At 51.1% G+C, this 24,687-nt stretch carries 26 protein-coding genes and 1 pseudogene; 19 read left to right on the forward strand and 8 right to left on the reverse strand.

All coding sequences use genetic code 11. The features are described from left to right. The first annotated feature begins 176 nt into the window (after positions 1-176). The 4 genes from RAC89_RS29035 to RAC89_RS29050 all read left to right on the forward strand — a co-directional run bounded on the left by RAC89_RS29035 (position 177) and on the right by RAC89_RS29050 (position 2,085). Positions 177-416, forward strand: a complete 240-nt coding sequence (locus tag RAC89_RS29035; protein WP_306617157.1) for a helix-turn-helix domain-containing protein — start codon at positions 177-179, stop codon at positions 414-416. An 11-nt stretch (positions 417-427) separates the two neighbouring features. Then, positions 428-940: a peptide deformylase gene (gene def, locus RAC89_RS29040; protein WP_306617158.1), complete on the forward strand. Its 513-nt coding sequence runs from the start codon at positions 428-430 to the stop codon at positions 938-940. Between the two features lie 117 nt (positions 941-1,057). After that, entirely contained in the window at positions 1,058-1,756 is a 699-nt protein-coding gene (locus RAC89_RS29045) for a DUF2306 domain-containing protein (RefSeq protein ID WP_306617159.1), read from the forward strand. 140 nt (positions 1,757-1,896) lie between these two features. Then, positions 1,897-2,085, forward strand: a complete 189-nt coding sequence (locus tag RAC89_RS29050) for a hypothetical protein (RefSeq protein WP_284646400.1) — start codon at positions 1,897-1,899, stop codon at positions 2,083-2,085. A 59-nt stretch (positions 2,086-2,144) separates the two neighbouring features. On the opposite strand, the gene RAC89_RS29055 is transcribed toward RAC89_RS29050, so the two are convergent. Beyond that, positions 2,145-2,420: a hypothetical protein gene (locus tag RAC89_RS29055; RefSeq protein WP_306617160.1), complete on the reverse strand. Its 276-nt coding sequence runs from the start codon at positions 2,418-2,420 to the stop codon at positions 2,145-2,147. 274 nt (positions 2,421-2,694) lie between these two features. Between RAC89_RS29055 and RAC89_RS29060 the strand changes: the two genes are divergently transcribed. After that, a complete protein-coding gene (locus RAC89_RS29060) occupies positions 2,695-3,495 on the forward strand; it encodes an undecaprenyl-diphosphate phosphatase (protein ID WP_306617161.1) in 801 nt (266 codons plus the stop codon). A 66-nt stretch (positions 3,496-3,561) separates the two neighbouring features. Here RAC89_RS29060 and RAC89_RS29065 read toward each other — a convergent pair whose 3' ends face one another. Further along, complete coding sequence (locus RAC89_RS29065) at positions 3,562-4,068, reverse strand: DUF2269 family protein (protein WP_306617162.1); 507 nt, start codon at positions 4,066-4,068, stop codon at positions 3,562-3,564. A gap of 1 nt (position 4,069) precedes the next feature. Then, positions 4,070-4,462, reverse strand: coding sequence for a DUF6220 domain-containing protein (locus RAC89_RS29070; RefSeq protein WP_306617163.1), 393 nt, complete (start codon positions 4,460-4,462; stop codon positions 4,070-4,072). Positions 4,463-4,617: 155 nt separating this feature from the next. On the opposite strand from RAC89_RS29070, the gene RAC89_RS29075 reads away from it, so the two are divergent. From RAC89_RS29075 to RAC89_RS29085, 3 genes are all read left to right on the forward strand, one after another. Next, complete coding sequence (locus RAC89_RS29075; RefSeq protein WP_306617164.1) at positions 4,618-5,304, forward strand: response regulator transcription factor; 687 nt, start codon at positions 4,618-4,620, stop codon at positions 5,302-5,304. A 26-nt stretch (positions 5,305-5,330) separates the two neighbouring features. Next, positions 5,331-6,647 carry a sensor histidine kinase gene (locus RAC89_RS29080; protein ID WP_306617165.1) on the forward strand — a complete coding sequence of 439 codons (1,317 nt, stop codon included), beginning with the start codon at positions 5,331-5,333 and terminating at the stop codon, positions 6,645-6,647. Positions 6,648-6,898: 251 nt separating this feature from the next. After that, complete coding sequence (locus RAC89_RS29085; RefSeq protein WP_306617166.1) at positions 6,899-7,567, forward strand: FusB/FusC family EF-G-binding protein; 669 nt, start codon at positions 6,899-6,901, stop codon at positions 7,565-7,567. A gap of 390 nt (positions 7,568-7,957) precedes the next feature. On the opposite strand, the gene RAC89_RS29090 is transcribed toward RAC89_RS29085, so the two are convergent. Genes RAC89_RS29090 through RAC89_RS29105 form a run of 4 tightly spaced genes read right to left on the reverse strand, consistent with a single transcriptional unit; the run spans position 7,958 to position 11,815 of the window. Then, positions 7,958-8,746 (reverse strand): SDR family oxidoreductase, encoded by a 789-nt coding sequence (locus RAC89_RS29090; protein ID WP_306617167.1) that lies wholly within the window; start codon positions 8,744-8,746, stop codon positions 7,958-7,960. A 24-nt stretch (positions 8,747-8,770) separates the two neighbouring features. Then, positions 8,771-9,931 (reverse strand): SMP-30/gluconolactonase/LRE family protein, encoded by a 1,161-nt coding sequence (locus RAC89_RS29095; RefSeq protein ID WP_306617168.1) that lies wholly within the window; start codon positions 9,929-9,931, stop codon positions 8,771-8,773. A 31-nt stretch (positions 9,932-9,962) separates the two neighbouring features. Next, positions 9,963-10,973, reverse strand: a complete 1,011-nt coding sequence (locus tag RAC89_RS29100; RefSeq protein ID WP_306617169.1) for a zinc-dependent alcohol dehydrogenase family protein — start codon at positions 10,971-10,973, stop codon at positions 9,963-9,965. Then, positions 10,970-11,815: an SDR family NAD(P)-dependent oxidoreductase gene (locus RAC89_RS29105; protein WP_306617170.1), complete on the reverse strand. Its 846-nt coding sequence runs from the start codon at positions 11,813-11,815 to the stop codon at positions 10,970-10,972. The genes RAC89_RS29100 and RAC89_RS29105 overlap by 4 nt, the downstream gene beginning before the upstream one ends. Before the next feature lie 282 nt (positions 11,816-12,097). On the opposite strand from RAC89_RS29105, the gene RAC89_RS29110 reads away from it, so the two are divergent. The 11 genes and pseudogenes from RAC89_RS29110 to RAC89_RS29160 all read left to right on the forward strand — a co-directional run bounded on the left by RAC89_RS29110 (position 12,098) and on the right by RAC89_RS29160 (position 23,556). Then, positions 12,098-12,766, forward strand: a complete 669-nt coding sequence (locus RAC89_RS29110; protein WP_306617171.1) for a TetR/AcrR family transcriptional regulator — start codon at positions 12,098-12,100, stop codon at positions 12,764-12,766. Positions 12,767-12,993: 227 nt separating this feature from the next. After that, positions 12,994-13,284, forward strand: a pseudogene (locus RAC89_RS31870) (IS91 family transposase); the annotation flags it as partial. A 442-nt stretch (positions 13,285-13,726) separates the two neighbouring features. Continuing rightward, positions 13,727-14,275 (forward strand): HAD-IIIA family hydrolase, encoded by a 549-nt coding sequence (locus RAC89_RS29120; RefSeq protein ID WP_306617173.1) that lies wholly within the window; start codon positions 13,727-13,729, stop codon positions 14,273-14,275. A 5-nt stretch (positions 14,276-14,280) separates the two neighbouring features. Continuing rightward, the gene (locus RAC89_RS29125; protein ID WP_373430116.1) at positions 14,281-15,150 is read left to right on the forward strand and encodes a protein kinase family protein; all 870 of its coding nucleotides are present in this window, start codon (positions 14,281-14,283) and stop codon (positions 15,148-15,150) included. A gap of 180 nt (positions 15,151-15,330) precedes the next feature. Then, complete coding sequence (locus RAC89_RS29130) at positions 15,331-15,753, forward strand: MarR family winged helix-turn-helix transcriptional regulator (protein ID WP_306617175.1); 423 nt, start codon at positions 15,331-15,333, stop codon at positions 15,751-15,753. Then, positions 15,741-17,471, forward strand: a complete 1,731-nt coding sequence (locus RAC89_RS29135) for an ABC transporter ATP-binding protein (protein ID WP_306617176.1) — start codon at positions 15,741-15,743, stop codon at positions 17,469-17,471. The genes RAC89_RS29130 and RAC89_RS29135 overlap by 13 nt, the downstream gene beginning before the upstream one ends. Continuing rightward, on the forward strand, positions 17,464-19,287 hold the full coding sequence (locus RAC89_RS29140; protein ID WP_306617177.1) for an ABC transporter ATP-binding protein: 1,824 nt from the start codon (positions 17,464-17,466) through the stop codon (positions 19,285-19,287). Before RAC89_RS29135 ends, RAC89_RS29140 begins: the two co-directional genes overlap by 8 nt. A gap of 213 nt (positions 19,288-19,500) precedes the next feature. After that, complete coding sequence (locus tag RAC89_RS29145; RefSeq protein ID WP_306617178.1) at positions 19,501-19,944, forward strand: MarR family winged helix-turn-helix transcriptional regulator; 444 nt, start codon at positions 19,501-19,503, stop codon at positions 19,942-19,944. After that, the gene (locus tag RAC89_RS29150; RefSeq protein WP_306617179.1) at positions 19,941-20,597 is read left to right on the forward strand and encodes an HlyD family secretion protein; all 657 of its coding nucleotides are present in this window, start codon (positions 19,941-19,943) and stop codon (positions 20,595-20,597) included. The genes RAC89_RS29145 and RAC89_RS29150 overlap by 4 nt, the downstream gene beginning before the upstream one ends. Before the next feature lie 14 nt (positions 20,598-20,611). Next, complete coding sequence (locus RAC89_RS29155) at positions 20,612-21,940, forward strand: efflux RND transporter periplasmic adaptor subunit (RefSeq protein WP_306617180.1); 1,329 nt, start codon at positions 20,612-20,614, stop codon at positions 21,938-21,940. Positions 21,941-21,954: 14 nt separating this feature from the next. Then, positions 21,955-23,556: a DHA2 family efflux MFS transporter permease subunit gene (locus tag RAC89_RS29160; RefSeq protein ID WP_306617181.1), complete on the forward strand. Its 1,602-nt coding sequence runs from the start codon at positions 21,955-21,957 to the stop codon at positions 23,554-23,556. A 336-nt stretch (positions 23,557-23,892) separates the two neighbouring features. Here RAC89_RS29160 and RAC89_RS29165 read toward each other — a convergent pair whose 3' ends face one another. Next, positions 23,893-24,660, reverse strand: a complete 768-nt coding sequence (locus RAC89_RS29165; RefSeq protein WP_306617182.1) for an exodeoxyribonuclease III — start codon at positions 24,658-24,660, stop codon at positions 23,893-23,895. Between the last annotated feature and the right edge of the window lie 27 nt (positions 24,661-24,687).

Below are 24,687 nucleotides of genomic sequence, written 5' to 3' on the forward strand. Positions count from 1 at the left end.
TAAATGCTAGATTCATAGCCCGCAAGGTGTGAAAATAAGAGGTTTTGTCGGAAATTGCTGGATAGCTCTCATTTTTTATAGGACTTATACGCACTTTACAATGTAAAAAAATAGCATTATAATTAGGTAATACCTAAATAAATGAGGAATAACCTAATATATGAAGGAGGCGCCTTATGTTAGTATGGCTATTGCGTAAGGTTATGGCCGACAGAGGCATTTGGACGGGAGCGGCTCTTGCCCGGCTGCTTAGGGAGAAGGCCGGTTACGAGCTCTCCGCTCCGTCGATCAGTGCGCTGCTTAATGAGCAGCCCAAGCAGATGAAAGCGGAAACGCTCGACGCATTATGCACGGCTTTGGAATGTACTCCTAGTGATCTTTGGGTGCATACGCCAACGTACCACAAGGGTGCGTAAGGAGGAAGAAGATGGGGGAACGGATGATACTGCCTTTTGGAGATCCTGTTTTGAGAAAGACGGCAAAGCCCGTGGAAGAGCTTAACGCTAGAGCTCTGAAAATTCTTGATGATATGGTAGATACGATCTATGCCAAGGAAGGAAGGGCAGGTCTGGCCGCGCCGCAAATCGGCATCCTGAGAAGATTGGTTGTGATGGATTGCGGAGACGGACTCGTTGAGCTGATCAATCCGATCATTCGGGAACAGAAGGGGGTGCAAACGGGTCAGGAAGCATGTCTCTCCTTTCCCGGCTATACGGGGATCGTGAAACGGGCCCAATACGTTAAGGTAGAAACCTTGAATAGACGGGGGGAATCCATCCTAATTGAGGCGGAGGGCTATCTCGCCCGATGCGTACAGCACGAAATCGATCATTTGAACGGAATCTTATTTGTAGACCGCATAGAAGGCAATGAGCTGTACCACGACGAAACGAAGAAAAAGGCGAACCTTCTCGAGATTCTCCGGCTCACCAGATCATGACTTAGGTCATTGTTATGCAGGGTGCGGTTCATGACTCAGCTCACCTGAAGAAGCGAGGCATTCCCGTTACAATAGGTTTAACGGAATGAAACGATGTATCTACAGGGAGTGATAGTTATGCTGGTAACAAGCTTGGAGGTTTTATTTCAATTTACACGGGTCCTTCATATTCTGGGCGGATTTCTTGCGCTTCTTGTCTTCTGGATTCCAATGATTACCCGTAAAGGCGGGAAGTTGCATGCAAGAGTCGGGTGGATTTATGTGTGGGCCATGGGCGTGGTTGCAATCACTGCTTGGTACATGGGGCTATGGAGGATTACGCTGGATCCCTGGAGGACCGCAGAATCGACGGCCTTTGCTTATTTTCTCATCTTTATCGCACTGCTGAGCTCCTCATCGGCATGGTACGGGATGAGGGTGCTTCGCTACAAGCAGCGGCCGGCAGCTCATAAGGGCTTGTTGGATTTGTTGATTCCAGGCGCGCTTGTGATGGGAGGAATCGCTATCAGTTGGTTCGGCTGGACGATCGGATTTCCGCTGCTTCAATGGTTTCCGCTCATTGGGATACTGCTGGGATCCCAGCAATTGTACTATTGGCTGACACCTCCAAAGAACCGGATGCATTGGTGGTTCGAGCATTTGGGCGGCATGCTTGGCTGCTGTATAGCAACCATTACGGCTTTCACGGTATTCGGGGCTCCGCGCTTGCTCGAGGTAGACTCCGTACATCCGCTGGTTTGGTTTATCCCTACGTTCGTCATGACTCCCTTAATTATCGGGTACAACGCGTATTACCGCCGAAAGTTTAAGGTGTAGTCAAAGAATTGTGTTCCCGATGGGTAATATTACGAAATCACGGTCATACTACCAGTTGAGTGCAGGGGGCAGGGCAGTGCCTGCATGCATCAACAAAATAAATATTGTTATTAACCTTAATAACAAAGGAGTATGCCGTTATGTCTGAAAACAGGAAGCATCAAGGAAATTACACGGGAACAGGCAACATGAATGCAGAGAATCAAGATATGGAGTTTGTTAACGATAACCTGGAAAATGCCAAAAGCGTTACTCCGGTTAACATTGCGCAGGACGATCTCAACGAAGGCAACGAGGATGAACCCCTGGCTTTTCGTGACAACGAATAAACGTATGAAGCGTTCCGTAAATGGAGCGCTTTTCTTTTTACTAGGGATCCCCTCCCTTACTACGCCCCAACCGATCTCAGGCATGAAGCTTGCTTCACCAGGATCATCCCGTGCTCACAGCTCAAAATTTCTCCCTGTCTCAGTACGCTGAGCAGACGAACCGCGCATTCTCCCATGTCTCCTGCCATGGCGGCCAGCTCTCTTCCGCTCAGCCGCTTCATCAGATACCGTTCTTGATCGCCGCGGCGCAGCAGCACCGAATGCAGCCCTTTTGCCGAACCTATCACGATAAAATCCATCCTTACCGTTCCTCCTGTCGGATAAGCAGCTCTCATAAGCACGATCACTCCTTTGATTTCTCTTCTAGCTACATCCTAACCGAAACATGTTTGGTTACATTTAGAATCATCTTATAAGGATATAAAATCTGCTGACATGGAAAGGCAAGCCGTGACATAAGCCTTCAAACTTCATCAACTTGTGACGGGTTCTTCCTTAACATCTTCTTAACAATGGCGAATTCTCTTGAATCTCCGTCGCACTCCTGCTATATTGAGTAGCGTCGTGTACTACGCGGACTTTTAACGTTAGAAAGGCGGAACATCGTACATGCTAGAAATGATTCATGCCGTTATTTTAGGAATTGTCGAAGGATTAACGGAGTTTTTGCCGGTCTCCTCTACGGGGCATATGATTCTCGTGGGCAACTTGCTGGGCTTCGAAGGCCAGGCTGCAGACACGTTCAAAATCGTCATTCAGCTCGGTGCCGTTCTTGCGGTGCTGGTGCTGTACTGGAAACGCTACTTAGGAATGCTGATGGATTTGGTCAAGCTCGATTTTAAAGCGAAAAAGCTGAATGCCATTCATATGATTCTTGCCATGATTCCTGCACTTATCGTCTATTTGGTTGCCAAAGACTTTATAAAAGGTGTGCTCTTTGGTCCGGGTCCTGTTCTCATTGGGCTTGTTATCGGGGGGATTCTGCTGATCGTCGCCGTCCGCTCGAAGCGTAAGGTGACCTCAGAAGAGACGGATGACATTACGTACAAGCAGGCGCTCGGTATCGGATTGTTCCAATGCTTGGCGCTGTGGCCGGGCTTCTCCCGCTCAGGCTCGACCATCTCGGGCGGGTTGCTTCTGGGGACGAGCCAGAAGGCTGCTGCAGATTTCACCTTTATGATCTCCGTGCCCGTCATGTTCGGGGCTACAATCCTAGATTTGTATGATAGCAGAGATTATTTAACCTCCGATGACCTCCTGCTGTTTCTGATCGGCTTCGTTAGCGCCTTTGTCGTCGCGATGATTGCTGTGGTGACGTTCTTAAACATTGTGAAACGTTTGAAACTGGAATGGTTTGCGATATATCGTTTTGCTATCGCCGCCGTATTCTACTGGTTCGTTATGAGGTAAGACAAAAAGCCAGATGTGCCTAAGAACAGGCATGTCTGGCTTTTTTAGTATGCAGGCGAGAGCAGATTACTTCTTGCGGATTTTGCCGAAGGGCTTGTAATAGGTGATGACTACCATTGCAGCTAGTGCGATAAGGTTTCCGATCGATGCGATGTTCAGCTTTTGCCACGTGCCTTGAAACAGTTCCTGATCCATGGACGCCATGCCAAGTCGAGAAGCGGTCTCAAGGAGATAGCCGAACCAATCGTTGATAAAGAAAATCCCTAGGAGAATGATCCCTATTGTCATCACGAGCTTCATTACGATCCAATAATACTTTACCAGTCCCCAATGGGTCCAGATGGAAAGCAAAATGCCCGTAATCAATGTTGCTAAAGCTGGATATTTTAACAAAGTATCGTCAATGACATGCATCCCGGACAGCGTATAATACAATTCTTCCCCGTTCGCGGCGCGCTGCGCGTAAAGCGATAACAGAAGCATGCACATGGTTGAACCAAACCAGGCTACGACGGCAATGACGTGAAGAGCTACCAGCGCATTCTTCATTTTTAGGCTTAATCGGATAGACATCTTAACAAGCTCCCCCTTTTCTAAAGTGATTGTACGCTGCGACGGCGGTTTGGAAGACAAGCCAGAACATGATTAGCGCCGTTACCGGATGAACAGCACCCGCCCAAGGTATATTCCCAGTAACATATTGAGCGTATAACAGCACGAATATGCAGGCGGATTGCCATCGCAGTCGTTTGGGCAAACGTCCGGTGAAGGAAAGGATGATCATGAGCAGAGGTACGAAACTGAATACCTTTACAAACTCCGAATGGTCGTTCCAGCGGACGGGATCGGCAAATACTGCAAGGCCCGCAAAGAACGTTTGAACCAGAATACATATCAGAAGGGCCCATGATAAGAGGAGATAAGCCGCTTCAGAAGCTAGTACGAAGCCTTTCTTTTTAGTGTTCACGGGGTACTTCAACTCCTTAGCTTGTTGATAATTGAACTATAACAGCAACTTGTTGCGAACTTATTGCGATTCGTTACACTTCCCGTGAATTTTGCCATAGTGCTGAACGGTCATTGTATAATGGGGTCAGATAGGGTAGAAAGGTTGTGTAAAAAGTGCCGCATGCTCTGCTATTGGTAGACGATGAGGAAAAAGTATTGGAATTTATGATCCCCTTCTTACGTAGAGAAGGCTATGAGATTGTGACGGCTCAAACCGGCAAGGAGGCTCTGCTCGCCGCGCGGTCCAAGCAGCCCTCTCTGGTCGTGCTCGATTGGATGCTGCCGGAGATGAGCGGTATAGATGTTTGCCGGGAACTGCGGAAAATGGGGCGCATGGGAATTATTATGGTCACGGCGAAGGCAGAGGAAATCGATAAAATTGTTGGCCTCGAAGCAGGGGCCGATGATTATATGACGAAGCCCTTTTCCCTAAGGGAGCTTCTGGCGCGTATTCGCTCGCTGCTGCGCCGTATGGAAGGCAGGGATGAGACGGAGCCTCAGCTTCAACGCGGCGAATTGACGATAGCGGAGGCGGAGTGCCGAGTGTGGAAGCGGGGAAATGAGGTTCCCTTAACCCCTACTGAGTTTAAGCTGCTGCTTACGATGGCGGCGAAGCCCGGTATCGTTTACAGCCGACTGCAGCTGCTGCAAGCGGCGATGGAGGATGATTTGCTTAATGACGAACGTACCGTCGATGCGCACATCAGCAGGCTTCGCCGGAAGCTGGAAGACGATCCGGCGAACCCCGTATATATTCAAACGGTATACGGCTTTGGCTATCGGTTCGGGCAACGGCCATGAGTGTAGGCCGTAAGCTTTTTTTGACCATGGCGGCCCTAGTTTTGAGTATGGGGCTTCTGTTCGTTTTCCTGACACAGGTGGTCGTCTCGGCCGTATTCCAATACGCTATGACCGTGGATCGAACGGATGAACTGAACCGTCTCTCGGCAAAATTTACCGAGTATTATGCGGACCATGAGAGCTGGACCGGAGTTGATCAAATTTCCATCCCAAGCGAGCAGTGGAATCGGTACCGCGACGCAAGCTTCCTGCTGGTGAACGAACGGCAAATATCTCTATACTCCGCTGGAAGTGCTGAGGAAGGATTGATGAGAGGACTCGGTCTGCACAGTCAGGTGAAGTACAAGGATGTAGTGATCGGCGGCTTATATTACTACGACAGGGAGGTTGGAACCGTAGCCAAGGCGCGTAAAGGAGTGAAAAGCTCAGTTACCGTCTTGCTATTGGTCGGGGCATTGCTGCTCGTACCGGTGGCTCTGCTGGCGGCCTATTGGCTTTCGCGCCGATTTACGGCTCCGCTGAAACGTCTGCTGCCGTTCATTGAGCGATTGGGTCGCGGGGAGCTTGGAGTGCAAACGGAGATCCTTACGAGGGATGAATACGGAACGGTGGCGCAGGCTTTTAACGAGTTATCCGAAAAGCTTCGGCGTGGTGAGGAGGTTCGACGGAAGCTTGTTGCCGATGTTTCCCATGAGCTTCGTACGCCCATCACGATCATTCGCGGGAAGCTCGATTTGCTGCAGCAGGAGGGTCAGGCGGTTGAACCGGAAACGCTGCTTCCGCTGCAGGATGAGTTCATTCGGCTTACCCGGCTCGTAGACGATCTGCATCAGCTCTCGCTTGCGGAGGCCGGACAGCTGCTTTTGGAGCAGAAAGTATTGAATCTAACGAGCCTGATGGAGAGAATCGTTGATCGTCTAACTCTCAATGGGGAAACCAAGTCGCTAAATATAACGTTTAACCATAACGCGGAAGCATGCTTCGTGATGGCAGACCCTCATCGGATCACCCAAATTTTCGTCAATCTGATTGGGAATGCGATTCGGTACACACCCGAAAAAGGCGCTGTATCCATTACCATTCGACAGGATCACGCGGCTCGGGAGGCTGAGGTTACTGTGACGGATACCGGTCCGGGCATCGCACCGGAGCATTTGCCATATTTATTTAACCGGTTTTATCGGACGGATGACGCGCGTACACGCCATAGCGGGGGTACAGGTTTAGGGCTGGCTATAGCAAAGGAGCTGGTCGAAGCCCATCAGGGAAGGATCCTGGTGAATAGTAACCTAGGGCAAGGTACTGCCTTTATTGTCAGATTGCCCTTGGCTGAAGCGGACTGACGTTCAGGGGGAACAGGCGGTTGCAGCGGAGAAGGGATTATTTTATAATGAGCGTGACAAGGGAGGTTGGTCGAGATGGCAAATCAGTTTGCCAGATTAAGTAGCGTCTCATGCAAAGCCTAGCATTAGGGCGATACTTTGCATGGGGCGGATCGTTGTGGTACATCACTGTCGCCCGATAAAGCTTCATCGTTTCTAATAATGGGCTTTGCACCTTACTGTGTTCCAATACAAGGAAGGGGCTGAGCGCCATGAATACACAATTTATTAGAAACCACCAATATCAACTGATTTCCAAGCAGGCTGATCGTCTGCTGAAAGCCTGCAGTTCCGTTTCGGATCGTAAGATTATCGAATCGGTAAGACATACGGCCGAGGCAAAAATTCTTGATGCATTCCCAGGGGCAACGGGCCATCAGATGGAGTTATTAAGTGCCGTTAAGGACATACAATCCTCCGGCGATTTGAAGGCATACCTGCAGTCCTTGGAGCCTTATATGGAGCCTTTCCCTCAGGTGACTGAAGCGCAGCTGAAGAAGCTCTTTCCCAAAGTGAAGAAGCTGAAGGGACCGGACCTTAGTGAGACGGACTTCCGATATATGAGCTACCTAGGCTGGACCGACATCGCCACGAATAAATTATTTATCGTGTATCCTTGGGAAGGTCGGCTTGTGGGTATTGAAGGACGAATCACTCCGGTGCATAAGAAGAGCACCTGCTGCTTGTGCAATCGGCTGGAAGAGGTTGCCTTGTTCACGGCCATTACCAAATCCAGACCGGCGAACGCTTCACCTGATTATTATAAAGCCATAGGCAATTATTTGTGTGTCCATAGCAGTGCCTGCAACAAGAATATGACGGATGTCATCCCGCTGGAGAAGCTGATTACCGGCATTCTAGGGGGACCGCCGCGAGCATAGCCCGTTATTCTTGAACAACCGCTTTACAGCCACTATGCTGTAAGGCGGTTTTTTTTATAACTCAACTTTCGCAGCTTGAAATTGGTTGAGGCTCAGCTGAGCGCCCCGCATGTGGTTCCTGACCTACTGAACCGCGCCATCGCTTCAGGGGTTTCCGCGGCTTACGTCCTGATGGATAGTCGGTTTACACATGCGCCCTTGATTGGATAGATTGTGAACCGGGGCCTTCAAGTTATTGGCATGGTGAAAAACGACAGAATGGCAAACCACTCGCTGACCTTGGATAATATGGGGAAATGCTGTTCGCCCTTAATGGTTAGTTGCACTACCCAGGATGCCAAACTTAAGGCTTTATCTGAACAAGATATGGCACGCTAAATGGACATCGCTTTATTTGAAACGCTGGGCTTGCATTGCAGGCATGATCGTCAGTTCCGGAATGTTTACATGCTCAGGCTGCTCCAGTGCATAGAGTGTCGCCTCTGCAACATCGTCTGGATGTAACGGCAGGATTTTCGAAGCAAACGCGCGAATTTCATCTTCGGAATATCCGGCCACCTGAGAAAATTCCGTTGCCACCGCCCCGGGCTGAATCGTCGTAACGCGAACCCCCTGATCGATTGTCTCCAAACGCAATGCAGACGCTATGGCGTTAACGCCATATTTGGTAGCGCTATATGGACCTCCTCCGGCAATCACTTCCTTGCCGGCAATGGAGGAGATGATGATGACATCTCCCTTGCCCTGAACCAGCATCGGTGGAAGCCCGTAGTGCAGCGTCAACATTAGACCGTGTACATTCGTCCTGTACAGCTCCTCCCATCTTTCCAGATTCACTTCGACCAAAGGACTTCGATACCCGAATCCGGCATTGGCGACTACAATATCAAGACGGCCCCAGCGGTTAATCGTTTCATTGACCACATGCTGTACTTCTTCAGCCTTTTGAATATCAGCAGGAACTGCCATAACCTCGTACAATCCCCCTTTATGCAATTCCTGAACCAGCTTATCCAATCGATCCAGTCGACGTGCCACTACAGTCACATGGGCGCCGCGCTTTGCCAGTTTCCTGGCGATCGATGCTCCGATACCGCTACTAGCGCCTGTCACCAAGGCCACTTTGCCGGTCAGACTCTCCTTCACATTCCAAGATAGCTCCAAATCATTCAGATTCATTTCGCACCCTCCCGGATTCCAACCTTATTTTGTTAAAAGCACGCGATGAACGCCCTTGCTGCCTCCAGGTGCCGTTCCTATATATAAATATCCGTTATAGCTTGCAGCCGTAGTTACGCCATATAGTTTGCCTTCAGGATCATGCCAGCTTCCGATAAGCTCTCCCTGCGGGCTGAGCTCCACAGCAAGCCCATGCTTCACCGGTGCGCTTGCACCGCTAAGCAGCGACTCCGGTAATTTGGCCATGGTACTGGCTAACCAAGGGTTGCTATGCATCTGATCTACAAAAGAAATGCGAGTCGTGAAGATACCGACCCAGAAATGACCTTGCTTATCACGCGTAATGTTGTCTGGAAATCCTGCGAGATTGTCAGCAAAAATATCAGATGTCCCTTTCTTTGGACCCTTGAGCCAGTATCTGGTCAATTGATAATGATACGATTCCGCCACAAGCACAAAATCTTCATCCGCAGACAAGGCAACCCCATTTGCAAAATAAAGGTCTTCTAATAGGACGGTCGTCTGTTTGGTCTTTGGTTCGTACTTCAGCAAACGTCCATGCGGCTTGTTCTCGGCAATTTCTTTGAAGGTCACGCTGCCATAATTCGAAGTATCGGAGAAATAAATTGAACCGTCCTTGGCAATATCAAGCTCGTTAGCCAGATAGATAGGCTTGCCATCCACTTGATCGGCCAAAACCTCTATGCTCCCGGATGGGTTTATAGATAGCAGTCCCTTCTTAACATCAGTAACGATCAAATTGCCATTGGCATCGAATATAAGCCCATTAGGCGTTCCTTTGGTGTCTGCAAACAATTGCGTCTTTTGCGGATTGCCCTCTGCATCGAAAGGAACCCTGTAGATTTTTCCATCGGAATCTCCTGTATAAAGCTGGCCTTCTTTATCAAAGGTAATGAATTCCGGGAATTGAGGGGCATCAGTAACAAGCTGAGCCGAGCTGAGTTTGTTGTTCTGTTGCCACGGGCCCGCTTCCTGAAAAGAGGGAGCCGCCGGTGCGGTCCATTTTGCCGGTTTGATCGGTGAAGGCAAAAGCAAGAAAACGAGTAATCCTAGAGCGAGCACCGCAAGCAGCGATAGCCCCAATCTGCGTAATTTACGTGGTGAGCCTTTAGGTTGATTCACTCCTTCAGTTGATTTAACGGAGCGAACTTGTGTATTTGGCATTAGAGTGCCTCCTATGTCTTTTAAGCGAGATTTAAATTTGGACTACGATTTTACCGAAATATTGCTTTCCTTCAGCCAAGAGCGCGAATGCTTCTCCAATTCGATCCAGAGGGAATACACGGTCGATGACGGGATGTAAACGATGATGGGCAATCGCTCGATTCATCTTTTCAAAATGATCCCGGTTGCCGACTTGACTGCCGCGAACCGTTGCCGCTTTCTGCAAGATACCCGTGACATCATATTCCGGAATGGTCAAGCCCGATAAGAACCCGACCATACTCAATGTCCCTCCAATGCGAAGTGCATTTATGGATTTTACCATCGTTGCCGCTCCTCCAACATCCAGAACATGATCGACGCCGCCAGTCAGCTCTAACGCTGCCTTATCCCAATCGGGAACTTCTGAATAGTTGATCGTTCGCCATGCTCCAAGAGCTTTTGCTCGTTCCAGCTTGTCGTTGCTGCTCGACGTGATGATGGCTCGTGCTCCGGCCATAAGCGAGAATTGAAGCCCGAATATCGAAACACCGCCTGTTCCTTGCATCAGCACGGTATCACCCGCTTGCAACCCACCGTATTCGATTAGCATGCTCCATGCGGTCAATGCTGCGATCGGCAAGGTGGAGGCCTCCTCCCAAGTGAGGTGATCAGGAATAGGGACTACTCCGTCTTCATGCAGAACGACGTACTCGGCCGCCACTCCGTTCAACGGACCTCCCAGACTGTCTCTTAACACCTCTGCTCTTGGGCTGCCAGCAATGAATCGCTGTTGCAAATTACACGCTACTCGGTGTCCGACCTGAAACCTTGTTACTCCTTGGCCAACGGCTACAATTTCTCCCGCTCCATCTGATAATGGAATGAAGGGAAATTTGATTTCGATCGGCATTAATCCACTCAATATCACTAGATCCCGGTAATTGAGAGAAGCTGCCCTCATGCGGATCAACACCTCATGTGGACCCGGCGTTGGTATGTCGAGTTCCACCAAGGTCAGTTCCTCAAAGCCGAAGCCATTTGTCAGTTGTATTGCTTTCATCGAATTGTCCTCCCTGCAAGATCAGATTGATTACCCGGATTCTTATTATTGCTGCTGTAACCTTCACGCGGACGAATCATACTTCCAACAAGCCGAAGACTTTGCTTTCGTGTAATGAATCGCGATAACTGCGCCCCGAGATAATTCTGCACACCCGGAACGACATACAGTTTCCCTTCCTTCAACGCGCGAAGTGCAACCTCTACGACTCTTTCCGGAGTGTCTTTCTTTCCGACGGAGGCTTCTTCCGCTCCTACGACATTAAAGAAACTGGTGTCCGTCGAACCAGGACAAAGTGCGAAGAATTTGATGCCGCGGTCGCGGTTTTCAAACCATAACGCTTGAGTAAACGACAGGACGAAAGCTTTCGTTGCCCCATATACGGCCATATAGGGAAGTGGTTGAAATCCGGCGGTTGAAGCAACATTGATAACTGCACCTGAGCTTCTGCGCAACATGTCCGGTAAGAACAAGTGGGTCATATCTACAACAGCGGTGACATTGAGCATAACTTCTTCATGTTGACGCTCACCCGACACTTGTTCAAACAAGCCATGTGTAGCAAAGCCCGCATTGTTAATCAGCAGTTCGATATCCACTTTTAAAAGCCGACATTTCTGATATAACTCGCTGGGCGTACCCTCTTTCGAAAGATCCATAGAGATAACCTCAGCTTCGATGCCATACATCTTTCTGAGCTCTGATGCCAGGCTTTCAAGCTTCCTCTCCGATCGGGCCACGAGTACCAAATTGCTGCCTTGTTTGGCCAGTTGTTTCGCGAATTGCTCTCCAATACCGGAAGAAGCTCCGGTGACGAGCGCCCATTTTCCTTGAATGGTCATAGTGCTGCTCTCCTTTCGGATACTACGTTTTATTTTGGGAACACTGTTACCGTATGCGTAAATGTAATTCTCCATTCCCAAGAAAGGTTAGGATTATCGCGCAATCCGGAAACACTGTTACCGTTTGGACTCATTGTAACCCGCCCTTTTCTTAAAAGTCAATATGATTTTTGAACATCCATCGTCACATTGACAACTGCCGAACAAATACTTTAAAATTCTTGCTAAGAAATACAGAAACTATGTTTCCCAATGAAAACACACTAGCCAAGGTGATGACTAATGAGCGACCAAGATATTACCTCCAATGCGAGCACCCGAAAGTCGAAAACCTACCAAGAAGCTCGATTGCAAAATATTGAAAATCTCCGCAAGCTCGTTGTTGACGCTGCGGCTGCACTCTTGCATGAAGAGGGCCCCGAAGCCGTTACCGTGCGTAAAGTAGCAAATAAAATGGACTGCTCGACAAAAATCATATATAGCTTGTTTGTCAATAAAGAGGGCCTGGCTCAACAGTTGTATCTGGATGGTTGCAAGCTTCTCGCTAACCAGTTCGAAGGGACGCCCCAAGCTGCCGATCCGGCACAGCAATTGTTGAACTTAGGCGAAGCCTTCTGGCAATTCGGGCAGGATTACTCCAGCTATTATAAGCTGATGTTCGGAGGAGCCTTTGCAGACTTCAAACCGGACGAAGAAAGCATGCAAGGCACCGTAACAGCCTTGAGGCAATTATTGACCGTGATCAGCAACGCCCAAGAACAAGGACTAATTCCCGCCAAGTATGATACGGAATCCGTTATACGGATATTTTGGGCTTCTCTCCACGGAGTAATTCATCTTTACCTGGGCGGACACTTGGGAGATGTACAATCCGCTCATGGCGTATACAAGCAAACGTTGTCTTTAATCGTGAGCTCGTTGATTCCAAATCCTAGCGCCCAAAAGAGATGAGCAAGTGTTGATCTACTTGTTCGCCGAGTACCTATAAGATTAGAATTAATGCAATAAACGTCAAAAAAACCTCCAACTTTTGAAAAGATGGAGGCTATTTGACGTTTCCCCAATGGCTATTCTGTATTAGACCTAATAATTATCCATCATGGCATGTCCGAACCTTGATCTAATGGCTGACGATTCGAACTCGACGAGGACTATTAGCGGTAGATTCAGACGCCGTACTTAGTGAGCAAACGGGGAAACCACCATGTTGCCCGAGGTGTGAAAGTTACTATGACTACAAGGGAGAAGTCTGCCTAGAGGAAGGTAACTTGAAGGTAAAGTATGCGAAGTGCGAAACGGCAAGAGCATGTCTGGAGAGGATGATACACGATGTCACCGGTATCAAAGAAGCGAAAGGCAGGGAAGAAAAAGGGGAAACAGACGCTAAGCATAAGCAAGCATATGTTAAGCAAAGAAGCGGTCAAGTACATTTGTTTGGACTGCGAAGAAACGGAAGAGATACCGCTTAGCGTGGTTCAAAACTTCGATATGATGGACGATGGGGACCCGGAAGTGCCTCCGCAGTTTAGGTGCGAAGGATGCGGTGGAGAGATGTATCCTGAATACTACAAAGGTGTACATGGATATGAATACCGGATCGAAGACCGGCTAGGGCTAAAGGAAGTGTAACAAAGCAGCACGTAGATCAGAGAGGGAATGGGTGTGGGGTGGAAGAGCGTAGCGACCGCCCTTAAAGTCGTGTGATTACCGCTTATTCAATTCAAACCCACACGACTTTAACAGCGGCTGGAACCCCATACCCATCCCTCCCCATGCGCCGAATGTATGGATCAGCACACAGAGATTTTAAAGGACGCCGCTAGGCGTTTTTCTTACATTGATGGGTAGTCAATTTGACCATAATATGGTAATAATGGAGGTGCATACAACAAAGGGTTCAATAAGGAGGCTATGATGCAGACACTGCAGGCAGTTTTTGTTGATCGTGACGGAACGATAGGCGGAACAGGACATTTTATTCATCCTAATGATTTCGAGCTCTATCCTTACTCTCAGGAAGCCATCCGACTCATGAAGGATCACGGCTGTAAGATCATTGCCTTTACAAATCAGCATAACATCTCCAAAGGACGAGCAACCGTAGAGGAATTCACCCGGCAATTCGAAGCCTACGGCTTTGACGCCGCATACATTTGTGTGCATGAGCCGGAGGATGGCTGTGATTGCCACAAGCCACGGCCCGGGATGCTGCATAGAGCTGCGGAGGAGCTGGGACTGGACTTAAAGCGCTGTGCGGTTGTCGGCGATGTGGGGTCGACGGATATGCTCGCGGCGGCAGCGGTTGGAGCTGTCAAGGTGCTGGTCAAGACGGGCTGGGGAGAGTCTTCTCTGGGGAATTACCGCCATAAGTGGTATGACCAGGCGACACCCGATTACATTGCAACGGACCTGCTGGATGCGGCCAAGTGGCTTGTGAACCGTACCGGGGAAGGAGCTTGAGCGCCATACCTCCGTATACGATAACCCTTGACGAGGTCGTATTTCAGCTGCAGGAGCATCATGACTTTAAATGGATCCGCGAGCTGGGACGAGTCATTCGCGTATTTGACCGGCAGGACTCCGGCAATATCAGCTTTGCCGTCAGGAAGGACGGGGAGACCCTCTTCGTCAAGTATGCCGGGGCGAGAGGGATAGCGTATACGGGTGAACCGCATACGGCTATCCGGAACCTGAAATCGGCGGTTCCTCTTTATGATGAACTAAGTCATCCCGCTCTTGTGCAAATGGTTGACCATTACGAAACCGGTGCAGGCTACGTCGCCGTATTCTCCTGGTTCGAGGGGGAATCGCTGCATCCCCATGATACGTTCCCGCCTCCGGCTAAGTATACTCACCCCGAGTCGCCATTTTTTCAATTCCGGCAGCTATCCGTACAGGACAGATTGGCCTCGCTGGACACCATTTTTTCTTTTCACGAGCATGTCGAGCAAAAGGGCTATGTTGCCGTTGATTTCTATGACGGAAGCTTGATGTACGATTTTGCCCGCAAGGAAATGAAAATTTGCGATATCGACCTGTATCGGAAGAAGCCCTTCATCAATACGATGGGAAGATTATGGGGCTCTTCGCGGTTCATGTCACCCGAGGAATTTACGTCAGGCGCGGAAATTGACGGACGTTCCAATGTGTTCGTGATGGGGGCGACCGCTTTCGCACTCCTTGGAGGAGAAAGAGACCGTTCCTTGTCCAAATGGGAGGCAGGCAGAGAGCTGTACGAGGTCGCGGCCCGGGCTGTCCGGCCTGAAAGAAGCGAACGATATGGCAGTATAAGTGAATTTAAAGCTGCGTGGGATGAGGCCCAAAAGCGCAGTTAGCAATACAATACCTTGAAGCAGCTGAAAGAGCCGGTGAGGAAGCATTTCCAAGCCGACACTTTCAGCTGTTTTTCAGGTTTCAGTGCATTGACGATCCGGTTCTTTCATTGTACATTTTAATTAGTCGACTAATTAAAAAAGGAGGAATCGATCCTTTTGAAGGAACAAATTCCATTACAAATGGCATTTATCAGAGCAGCGAAGCTTCATCGCCAGATGGTGCATTCCACGCTGTCCACCAAGGATGTGTTCCCGGGACAGCCTGCGCTCTTGCTGCACTTATCCAAGAAGGATGGTCAAAGCCAAAAGGAGCTCGCCGAGCTGATGCAGGTGACTCCCGCCACGGTCAACGTGATGATAGGGCGGATGGAGAAGACGGGGCTTCTCGTGAGGAGGCCGGATGAGGAGGATTTAAGGGTTTCTCGGGTTTACCTGACGGAGAAAGGACGAGAGGTGCATCAAATTATTACCGAGGAGATGAATCGTATGGAGGCGATAAGCTTCTCCGGCTTTACGGAGGCTGACCAGGATGCCTTTCGCCGGCTGCTGATGAAGATGCACGATAACCTGAAGAAAGCGAGCGATAGCTCATGCGCAAATTAATCAAATACGTCAGGCCGTATTGGCTCGCTGCACTTCTCGCTCCGCTGCTTATGATGCTGGAGGTCGCTATGGATCTGATGCAGCCCCGGTTTATGGCCAGCATTATCGATGAGGGCGTGAAGACCGGCAATTTGGGTCATATTCAACAGGTGGGTCTTTGGATGGTCGTTACCACCCTTGTCGGTCTGATCGGGGGCGTGGGCTGTACGGTGTTCTCCAGTATCGCCTCCCAGCGCTTCGGCGCGGATGTCCGGGGCGATTTGTTTGAGCGGATTCAATCCTTTTCCTTCCGCAAGCTGGAGCAGTTCTCAACCGGATCTCTCATCACGAGGCTCACGAACGATATTACTCAGGTGCAGAATTTTGTCCAAATGATGCTGCGCGTTCTTGTGCGCGCTCCGCTGCTTACCGTAGGAAGCTTCATTATGGCGTTCATGATTAACAGCAGGCTGGCGCTGATTCTGCTCATTGTTACTCCTCTTTTGTTTGCGGTGCTGTACATCGTGATTCGAAAGGGCTTTCCTTTGTTCTCCAAGGTTCAAGCCCGTCTTGACGCTTTGAATACGGTATTGCAGGAAAATTTGGCCGGCATCCGCGTAGTGAAGGCTTTCGTGCGGGCGGATTTCGAGAAAGAGCGGTTTGGTCGTGCGAATACGGATTTCATGGAGATGTCGCTTAAGGCGAATCTGGTCATGGCTACACTTAGCCCCGTCATGTTCCTGCTCTTGAATGCTACCATTGTGGCCGCGCTCTGGTTCGGGGGAAATCTGATTTGGTCGAACTCCCTCCAGGTAGGCGAGCTGGTTGCGTTTATTAACTATGTAACCCAGGTGTTATTCTCGTTATTAATGGTTGCCATGATGATGATGAACGTTTCCCGTGCGAAGGCTTCTGCGGACCGAATTCAGGAGGTGCTCGGGACGGACCCGGGGATCGGAAACCCTGAAAGCCCAGATACGACTGGGATCAGCACAGGACATATCTCCTTTGACAAGGTATCGTTTGCTTATGAAGGGAACGAAACCGTGCTGAAGGAGCTCAGCTTTGACGTCGAGCCGGGGCAAACCGTAGCCATACTCGGTGCGACCGGCGCAGGCAAGACCTCGCTGGTTCATCTAATCCCCCGGCTTTATGAAGCGACGAGCGGGACGGTCCGTATCGACGGCAAGGACGTGCGATCCTTGGACCTGACCGGTCTTCGTTCCCGTATCGGCATGGTATTACAGCAGGCGATTCTGTTCAGCGGCACGATTAAGGACAACATTGCCTTCGGGAAGCCTGATGCGTCGATGGAGGAGATCGTGGCTGCGGCAAAGGCCGCTCAGGCTCACGACTTCATCACAAAACTGCCGGACGGGTACGATACGCTGCTCGGGCAGCGGGGAGTCAACCTGTCGGGAGGTCAGAAGCAGCGGATTTCGATCGCGAGAGCGCTGCTGATTGAGCCGGCGATATTGATCCTGGATGACAGCACGAGCGCGGTGGACCTCGGTACGGAGTCCAAAATTCAGAAGGCTCTGAAGGAGCGGATGTCGCGGAGCACTTGCCTGATGATCGCCCAGCGCATCACCAGCGTGCAGGAAGCGGACCGCATCCTTGTGCTGGAGGAGGGGCGAATCGCCGCCTCCGGGACGCATAAAGAATTGATGCGTTCGAGCGCACTTTATCGCGAAATTTACGAATCCCAGCTTGGAGAGGAGGATGCGGCGCATGCGTGAAATACCAATGGGGCCCGGAGGTAGACCGGGCTTCGGGCACGGAAGCATGGGGATGCCGAAGGCAAGGCCTAAGAACACCAAGGAAACGCTGGCGAAGCTATGGTCTTATTTACGGTCGGAGAGCGTTTCCCTGTTCCTTGTCATTCTCCTGACGTCGGTGCATGCGGGCCTTTCCTTGATCGGACCGTTCCTTATCGGCGTGGCTATTGACGATTATATTCTTCCGCAGCGTTACGCAGGGCTGTTTCAGCTGTGTGCGATTCTGCTCGGCGTTTATATTTGCGGAGCCGCTTTGGCCTGGCTTCAGGCGTTTACTGCAGCGAAGCTGTCGCAGCGCACGGTTCGGGCGATGCGGGGGGATGTGTTCGGCAAGCTGCAGGGCTTGCCGCTTCGCTTCTTCGATACCCAGCCGCATGGGGATTTGATGAGCCGCGCGACGAATGACATCGAGAGTATCGCGACGACGCTGCACCAGAGCTTGATTCAGCTGATTTCCAGTGTAATCACCGTTGCCGGGTGTCTGGTGATCATGCTCAGCCTGGACGTGCGGCTGACGCTGCTCAGTCTGGTGACCATTCCGCTGGTCGCTATCCTGACAAGAGTCGTGTCCGGTCATACGCGCAAGCAATTCGCCGCCCAGCAGAAGCAGCTTGGCGAGCTGAACGGGTTCATTGAAGAAACCGTCTCCGGGCAGAAGGTCGTGGCTACCTTCTGTCGCGAGCCTCGCGCGCTGGCCGACTTCAACCGGCTCAACACGAAGCTGGCGGACGTGGGCATCCGGGCGCAAATTTTGACGGGGCTTATGGGCCCGTTTATGAACGTAATTAATAACTTGGGCTTCGCCGCTATCGCTCTCGGGGGAGGCTGGATGGCGTTGATGCAGTGGACTACGGTCGGTGTCGTCGTTTCCTTCCTGAACTATTCCCGCCAGCTGGGGCGGCCGGTGAACGAGCTTGCCAACCAGTTCAACATGATTCAAGCGGCGATTGCCGGTGCCGAGCGTGTCTTCGAATTGATGGAGCAGAAGTCGGAGCACGAAGAGGCTGCACGAATAACCGTATCCTCTTCATTTGCAGATATGAAGGGGGAGGTCATTTTCAAAGATGTTTCCTTCGGATATAAGGAAGGCGTACATGTGCTTCAGAACGTGTCGCTGCATGCAACTCCAGGCAGCATGATCGCACTGGTAGGGCCTACGGGAGCGGGGAAAACGACGATCGTGAATCTTCTCACCCGATTTTATGAAACGACCTCGGGAAGCATCACGATCGACGGGGCGGACATCAAGCACATGGATAAGGAAGCACTGCGGCGTCAATTGGGGATCGTGCTTCAGGATGCCTATGTGTTCTCCGATACGATCCGGGAGAATATTCGCTATGGTCGGCTTGATGCCACGGATGCGGAGGTGGAGGCCGCTGCCAAGCTGGCCAACGCGGACAGCTTCATCCGCAAGCTGCCTCAGGGCTATGATACGGTGCTTTCCAAGGAAGGGACCAATGTCAGCCATGGGCAGCGCCAGCTCTTAACTATCGCGCGGGCCATTCTGGCGAATCCGGCCGTATTGATCCTGGACGAAGCCACGAGCAGCATTGATACCCGCACGGAAATGCACATCCAGGAGGCGATGCGTGTGCTGATGCAGGGGCGGACCAGCTTCGTCATAGCTCACCGTCTCAGCACGATCCGGGAGGCCGACATGATTCTGGTGATCGACGGCGGGCGCATCATTGAGCGCGGGACTCATGAAGAGCTGCTGGACAGCAAGGGCTTCTACTATCGTCTGTACACTACGCAGTTTGAGAAAGCAGTGTAAGAAGGGGGCTGACGGCTGGGGCTGTCAGCCTTTTTTCGATTAGGGAAAGCCGGCGCCAGCAGCTCTATTCTGCTATCCGAAGGCCCATTTATCAAAAATTCATTAAACTGTTTAAAAACATATTTGCATGGATTTCATTTCATGCTATGATATTTTGCATTCGAATATTTCGCGTTCGTAATATTAGCATGTATAAAGAAAGGGGAAGTGCCGTTGGACCGCAGCCTTGATGTAACTTCGTTATTCAAAAGATTAAATAAGCTGCGAACGACCATGATGTATGCCGAAATGAAAACGCTTGGCCTTACGGGGCCGCAGATGTTTGTGCTGCGTGAGCTGTTTCTGGGGCAGCCCAAGACGATTGGAGATCTTTCCAAGGCGCTGGAGCTGAGCAACAGCACGTTAACGGGTATCATTGACCGCTTGGAGCGCGATCAGCTGGTGGAGCGGAAGCGGGATGAGAAGGACCGCCGTGTGATATGGATCTATATTACGTCGCTTTGCGAGCAATTAAAAAAGGATCGTCTCGACCGGGTGGATGCCGAATTTAACGAAATGCTGGCTCAGTCTTTTACGCCGGAGCAGTTCGCCTTAGTTCATGATGTGCTTTCGAAATTAATAGTCCATATCGAGGAGAGGCTGGAGAGTACCCAATGAAACGGAAAATCATCCTATACGTCATTTTGCTGGTTATGGTGGCGAGCGGCGCCGGCATCGGCGTCTACTATTGGTATGAGAACGAGCATTATGTTAAGACGGAGGACGCCCGCGTGGCCGGAGAGATTTATCGGGTAATGCCGAGGATTGCCGGCAAGATGAATTCACTCGGGGTCAAAATCGGGGATACGGTGGTAGCCGATCAGATCGTCGGTCAGCAGGATATCACGAACCTGCCGAATAGCTTGCTGGATCAAGCGACGCTGCGAGCGCCGATTAGCGGAACGGTCATTCAGACGTCGGCTAAGCCGGGCGAGGTAGTTTCACCGGGGCAAGCCGTCGCCATGATTATGGATAAGAGCAAGGTATACATATCGGCGGATATTGAAGAGACCAGCATTAACAAGGTGAAGCTCGGGCAAACGGTCGATATCGAGCTGGATACGTATCCGGGTCGACCTTTTACAGGGAAGGTAACGGAGATTGGGGAAGCCGCCGCCTCGACCTTCTCCCTGATGCCTACCATCAGCACCAGCGGAAGCTTCACGAAGGTGACACAGCGGATCAATGTTAAAGTAGCGATCGACGACCACGAGGGCTTGGATTTTGCACCGGGCATGAACGCAGTAATTAAGATTCATATCAAAGAATAAAAGGGGATCCTGACATGAAGAACTATTTGCATATTCTTACGGCAGCAGCGATCCTGTCTGCATCCACGGCAGCGCTGACAGGCTGCAATGCAGGGACTCCCGCACAAGCCTCTTCAGCCGGCTCCATTGGGGTCAAGGTGATTACGCTAAGCGCTGCCGCGGGTGTCCCCGGAGCAAGCGGCAAAATCGCTCCGCTCCAAACCGTTCATATTTATTCGAAGCTTCCGGGCCGTGTCGCTGAGGTGTTCGTTGACGAGGGCTCCAAGGTGAAGAAGGGCGATGTGCTCCTCCAATTGGATACGGCCGATTTGTTGCAGCAGCAGGCGCAAGCCCAAGCGAATGTAGACGCGGCGCAGGCTAAGCTGAACGATACCTTGAATGGAGCAAGGCCGCAGGATCTTCAAGCGGCGGAAGCTGCGGTAACGCAAGCCCGGGGAGGTCTGGATACGGCTAGGGCAGCGGTCGAGCAGGCCAAGGCTGTATTGGACTTAGCCACCAAAACGCATAATCAGCTTCAGAATCGATATGATGAGGGTTTGTTGTCCAAGGATGAGCTTGAAGCAGCCCATGTGAATTTCGAGAAGGCAAGCACAGGATATAATCAATCCCTTGCTGCGCAAAGCTCCGCACAAGCCGCGCTCTCGGCCGCTACTGCGAAGCTGGAGCTGTCTCGTGCCGGCGCAACCAGTGACACAATTGCGGCCTTGAGAGCGCAGGTCGATCTGGCTAAAGCGTCCCTGGAGCTTTCGAAGAATGCGATTGACAACGCCGCTATCAAGGCTCCATCGGACGGCATCGTAGTCAAGCGCTCCGTTCAGCCCGGAGAAATGGCTTTTACCTCGATGCCTTCCGGTACGGAGCTGTTGACCATGGTGAGCATGGATTCGGTTAAGGTGGAGGTTAGCGTTCCCGAAAGTCTCATAGGGCAGGTAAAAGAAGGGGCAGAGGTGAAGGTAACCGTACCGAGTGTTCCGAACAAAACGTTTGACGGGGTCGTTTCCTTCGTCTCTCCCGTGTCTGATGCCAATAATAATACGTTTCCCGTTAAGGTGCTTGTCAAAAATTCCGATGAATCACTTCGCGCCGGCGCAGTAGCTTCCGTAGCCTTCGGCGCTTCCGCTTCAAGCCGGGTTGAGCTGCCGAAGAGCGCTTTGCTGAAGAGCGGGGGAGGCACCTTCGTATACCGTGTCAGCAACGGGGTTGCTCAGAAAGTGCAGATTCAGGTCGAAGAGAAAAATGAAGAATGGGTCTATGTCAAGGGCGATTCACTGAAGAGTAACGATCAAATCGTCCTGAAGCCGGGAGAAGCAGTAACCGACGGCGCTAAGGTTCATGCGGAATAAGGGGGCTGAAGCGAATGACGCAAGCTTCCATTACTGCAGCGGAACCGCAGCTGCAGCCTAAGGAAGGCTATTGGCTGCCGGTCATCGTCCTGATTATCGGTACCTTCATGGCTATACTGGACAGCAGCCTGATGAACGTGGCCCTGCCGAAGCTGATGGCGGTCTTCGGGGTATCCCAGAACGACGTGGAGTGGGTGGTAACCGGGTACATGCTGGCTTCCGCCGTCGTCGTGCCGATGGGCGGTTATCTGGCCGATCGTTTCGGCTACAAAACGACGTTCTTAACGACATTAATCGCTTTTGTCATCGGTTCGGCCCTGTGCGGCATGGCCTGGAGCAATTCCAGCCTTATCGCGGCACGGATCATTCAGGGCTTGGGCGGCGGCTTTATCATGCCGATCGGTATGGCGATGCTGTACCAAATTGTGCCCCGGGACAAGGTTCAGGTAGCGATGGGCGTCTGGGGCATCTCCGCGATGGCCGCTCCGGCCATGGGCCCGACGCTAAGCGGTTATTTGGTGGACCACTTCAGCTGGCGCTACCTGTTCTATATTAATTTACCTATCGGAATTCTGGCCATCATCCTCGGCTATCTTCTCTTGAAGGAAACGCCGAAGCAAGAGGGCTTAAAGTTCGACTTTATGGGCTCTTTCCTGTCCATGGTGATGTTCGGTACGCTGCTGCTGGCACTTACCGACGGGCAGAAGGAAGGCTGGACCTCACTGTATATCGTCTCGCTTTTCTTTATCTCGTTCTTCAGCTTTGTGTTTCTGCTGTGGGTTGAGCTCGGTAAGGAGAATCCGATCATGGATTTTCATCTGTTCAAAAATTCGCTCTTCACCATCAGCCTTATCGCCTCCAGCTTCGTGATGATTGCGATGCAGGGCGGCGTCTATCTGATGCCGGTGTACATCCAGAACGTGCTGGGGATGACGCCTATGCAGACGGGAATGCTCATGATGCCGCAATCCATTGCGATGGCCTTCATGATGCCCGTAGCAGGGAAGCTGACGTCCAAGTACGGCCCTGTGCCGCTTAGCGTCATCGGTTTGGCGCTCGTCGGGTGCGTTACGGTCGAGCTGCACAATATTGCGCAAAATACGCCGCATCACTGGATCACCTGGATGCTGGTCATCCGCGGGATCGGAATCGGCCTCTGTATGATGCCGTTATCGTCTGCAGGGCTGAATACCCTTCCCAACAGTATGATCGGCAGAGCATCGTCATTATCCAATGTATTCCGGAACGTTATGGCGTCGCTCGGGATTGCCGCGCTTACAAGCATCATGACCCGAAGCACAACAAACTACGCTTCGCATATCGCCGAGAAAATCGATGTGACGACGCCTGCTTTCAATGAGTTTCAAACAAATGTGGCTCATCGTTACATGGAGCTGGGGACGGATTCGTTATCGGCCGCGGGGGGTGTCAGCGGTGTATTGGCAGCCGTCATACAGAAGGAAGCCTTAACCCGCGGCATCGCCGAAACACTGTTAATCTCCGCCATCCCTGCTTTTATCTCGATGGTCCTGGTCTTTTTTATGATTAGGAGAAGGAAAGCAGGGGCGGAAGCAGAGCATGGGGCTGACAAGCAGCATGTGATGATAGAGATGTAAGTCTCCGGGTATGCTTAAAGCTGCAAAACGGCACAAATCGCTCTGCATGGATCTCCCATACAGAGCGATTTGTGCTATAAGGCATCATTTTTTGGGGATTTCGACCTGTTAAGCGGCTAGGGGTGGAAGATTTATGTATTTTCTCACAAATATTCACGTAAACCATTCTATCTCATAATGATTTTTGTACTTTTGCAGAAATGGCAAACATCTCTCGGATTGAACCCATGAATCCTGGCTGATCATTCTCCCGATCGCGAGAAGGGGCTGCCCATAGTCATGCATCATGATCTGCATGAACCTTTGGGAGCCCCTTCATGTTATCAATACTAAACGTTATGAAATGTTTATCTCATCAATCTCCAGCACGATCGGGCAATGGTCGCTGCCCAGTACCTCGGCGTGTATCTGGGCGTCGGCCAAGGCAGGCTCCAGCCGTGACGAGCAGAGAAAATAGTCAATACGCCAGCCGACATTCCGCTCCCGCACCTTGGGCATGTTGGACCACCAGGTAAAGGCATCGGTCTTGTCCGGGTAGAAATGCCGGAACGTATCGGTGAACCCGGCCTCCAGCAGCAACGACAGCTTCTCCCGCTCTTCGTCCGTGAAGCCGGAATTGCCCCGGTTGGACTTGGCGTTCTTGATGTCAATCTCCTGATGAGCTACGTTCAGGTCACCGCAGACGATGACCGGCTTCCTGGCGTCCAGCTCCTTAAGGTATCCACGAAAGCGATCCTCCCATTCGAGCCGATATTCCAGACGGGACAAGTCCCGCTTCGCGTTGGGGGTGTAGACGGTGACGAGATAAAATGCTTCAAACTCCAATGTCAGGATGCGGCCCTCCGGCTCAGAGTCCTCTTCCATCCCATAGCGTACAGAGAGCGGCTTTAGCCTTGTAAAAACCGCAGTGCCGGAATATCCCTTCTTCTCCGCGTAATTCCAATACTGCTCATACTCCTCGCCGTAATCCAGCGCAATCTGGCCCTCCTGCAGCTTCGTCTCCTGCACGCAGACGATATCGGCGTTCATCCGGGCGAAATACTCGTTAAACCCTTTATTGACACAGGCCCGAAGGCCATTCACATTCCAGGATATCAGTTTCATTGCAGTTCCTCTCCCCGACTTTCATTC

The organism is Paenibacillus sp. GD4, from assembly GCF_030846225.1.
In the GTDB taxonomy this organism is placed as follows: Bacteria; Bacillota; Bacilli; order Paenibacillales; family NBRC-103111; genus Paenibacillus_G; species Paenibacillus_G silviterrae.

Bases quoted from the DNA above. Each gene is read 5' to 3' on its own strand.
- RAC89_RS29035 (WP_306617157.1), top strand. From the start codon at position 177: ATGTTAGTATGGCTATTGCGTAAGGTTATGGCCGACAGAGGCATTTGG.
- def (WP_306617158.1), top strand. From the start codon at position 428: ATGGGGGAACGGATGATACTGCCTTTTGGAGATCCTGTTTTGAGAAAG.
- RAC89_RS29045 (WP_306617159.1), top strand. From the start codon at position 1,058: ATGCTGGTAACAAGCTTGGAGGTTTTATTTCAATTTACACGGGTCCTT.
- RAC89_RS29050 (WP_284646400.1), top strand. From the start codon at position 1,897: ATGTCTGAAAACAGGAAGCATCAAGGAAATTACACGGGAACAGGCAAC.
- RAC89_RS29055 (WP_306617160.1), bottom strand. From the start codon at position 2,420: ATGAGAGCTGCTTATCCGACAGGAGGAACGGTAAGGATGGATTTTATC.
- RAC89_RS29060 (WP_306617161.1), top strand. From the start codon at position 2,695: ATGCTAGAAATGATTCATGCCGTTATTTTAGGAATTGTCGAAGGATTA.
- RAC89_RS29065 (WP_306617162.1), bottom strand. From the start codon at position 4,068: ATGTCTATCCGATTAAGCCTAAAAATGAAGAATGCGCTGGTAGCTCTT.
- RAC89_RS29080 (WP_306617165.1), top strand. From the start codon at position 5,331: ATGGCGGCCCTAGTTTTGAGTATGGGGCTTCTGTTCGTTTTCCTGACA.
- RAC89_RS29085 (WP_306617166.1), top strand. From the start codon at position 6,899: ATGAATACACAATTTATTAGAAACCACCAATATCAACTGATTTCCAAG.
- RAC89_RS29090 (WP_306617167.1), bottom strand. From the start codon at position 8,746: ATGAATCTGAATGATTTGGAGCTATCTTGGAATGTGAAGGAGAGTCTG.
- RAC89_RS29095 (WP_306617168.1), bottom strand. From the start codon at position 9,931: ATGCCAAATACACAAGTTCGCTCCGTTAAATCAACTGAAGGAGTGAAT.
- RAC89_RS29100 (WP_306617169.1), bottom strand. From the start codon at position 10,973: ATGAAAGCAATACAACTGACAAATGGCTTCGGCTTTGAGGAACTGACC.
- RAC89_RS29105 (WP_306617170.1), bottom strand. From the start codon at position 11,815: ATGACCATTCAAGGAAAATGGGCGCTCGTCACCGGAGCTTCTTCCGGT.
- RAC89_RS29110 (WP_306617171.1), top strand. From the start codon at position 12,098: ATGAGCGACCAAGATATTACCTCCAATGCGAGCACCCGAAAGTCGAAA.
- RAC89_RS29120 (WP_306617173.1), top strand. From the start codon at position 13,727: ATGATGCAGACACTGCAGGCAGTTTTTGTTGATCGTGACGGAACGATA.
- RAC89_RS29130 (WP_306617175.1), top strand. From the start codon at position 15,331: ATGGCATTTATCAGAGCAGCGAAGCTTCATCGCCAGATGGTGCATTCC.
- RAC89_RS29135 (WP_306617176.1), top strand. From the start codon at position 15,741: ATGCGCAAATTAATCAAATACGTCAGGCCGTATTGGCTCGCTGCACTT.
- RAC89_RS29140 (WP_306617177.1), top strand. From the start codon at position 17,464: ATGCGTGAAATACCAATGGGGCCCGGAGGTAGACCGGGCTTCGGGCAC.
- RAC89_RS29150 (WP_306617179.1), top strand. From the start codon at position 19,941: ATGAAACGGAAAATCATCCTATACGTCATTTTGCTGGTTATGGTGGCG.
- RAC89_RS29155 (WP_306617180.1), top strand. From the start codon at position 20,612: ATGAAGAACTATTTGCATATTCTTACGGCAGCAGCGATCCTGTCTGCA.
- RAC89_RS29160 (WP_306617181.1), top strand. From the start codon at position 21,955: ATGACGCAAGCTTCCATTACTGCAGCGGAACCGCAGCTGCAGCCTAAG.
- RAC89_RS29165 (WP_306617182.1), bottom strand. From the start codon at position 24,660: ATGAAACTGATATCCTGGAATGTGAATGGCCTTCGGGCCTGTGTCAAT.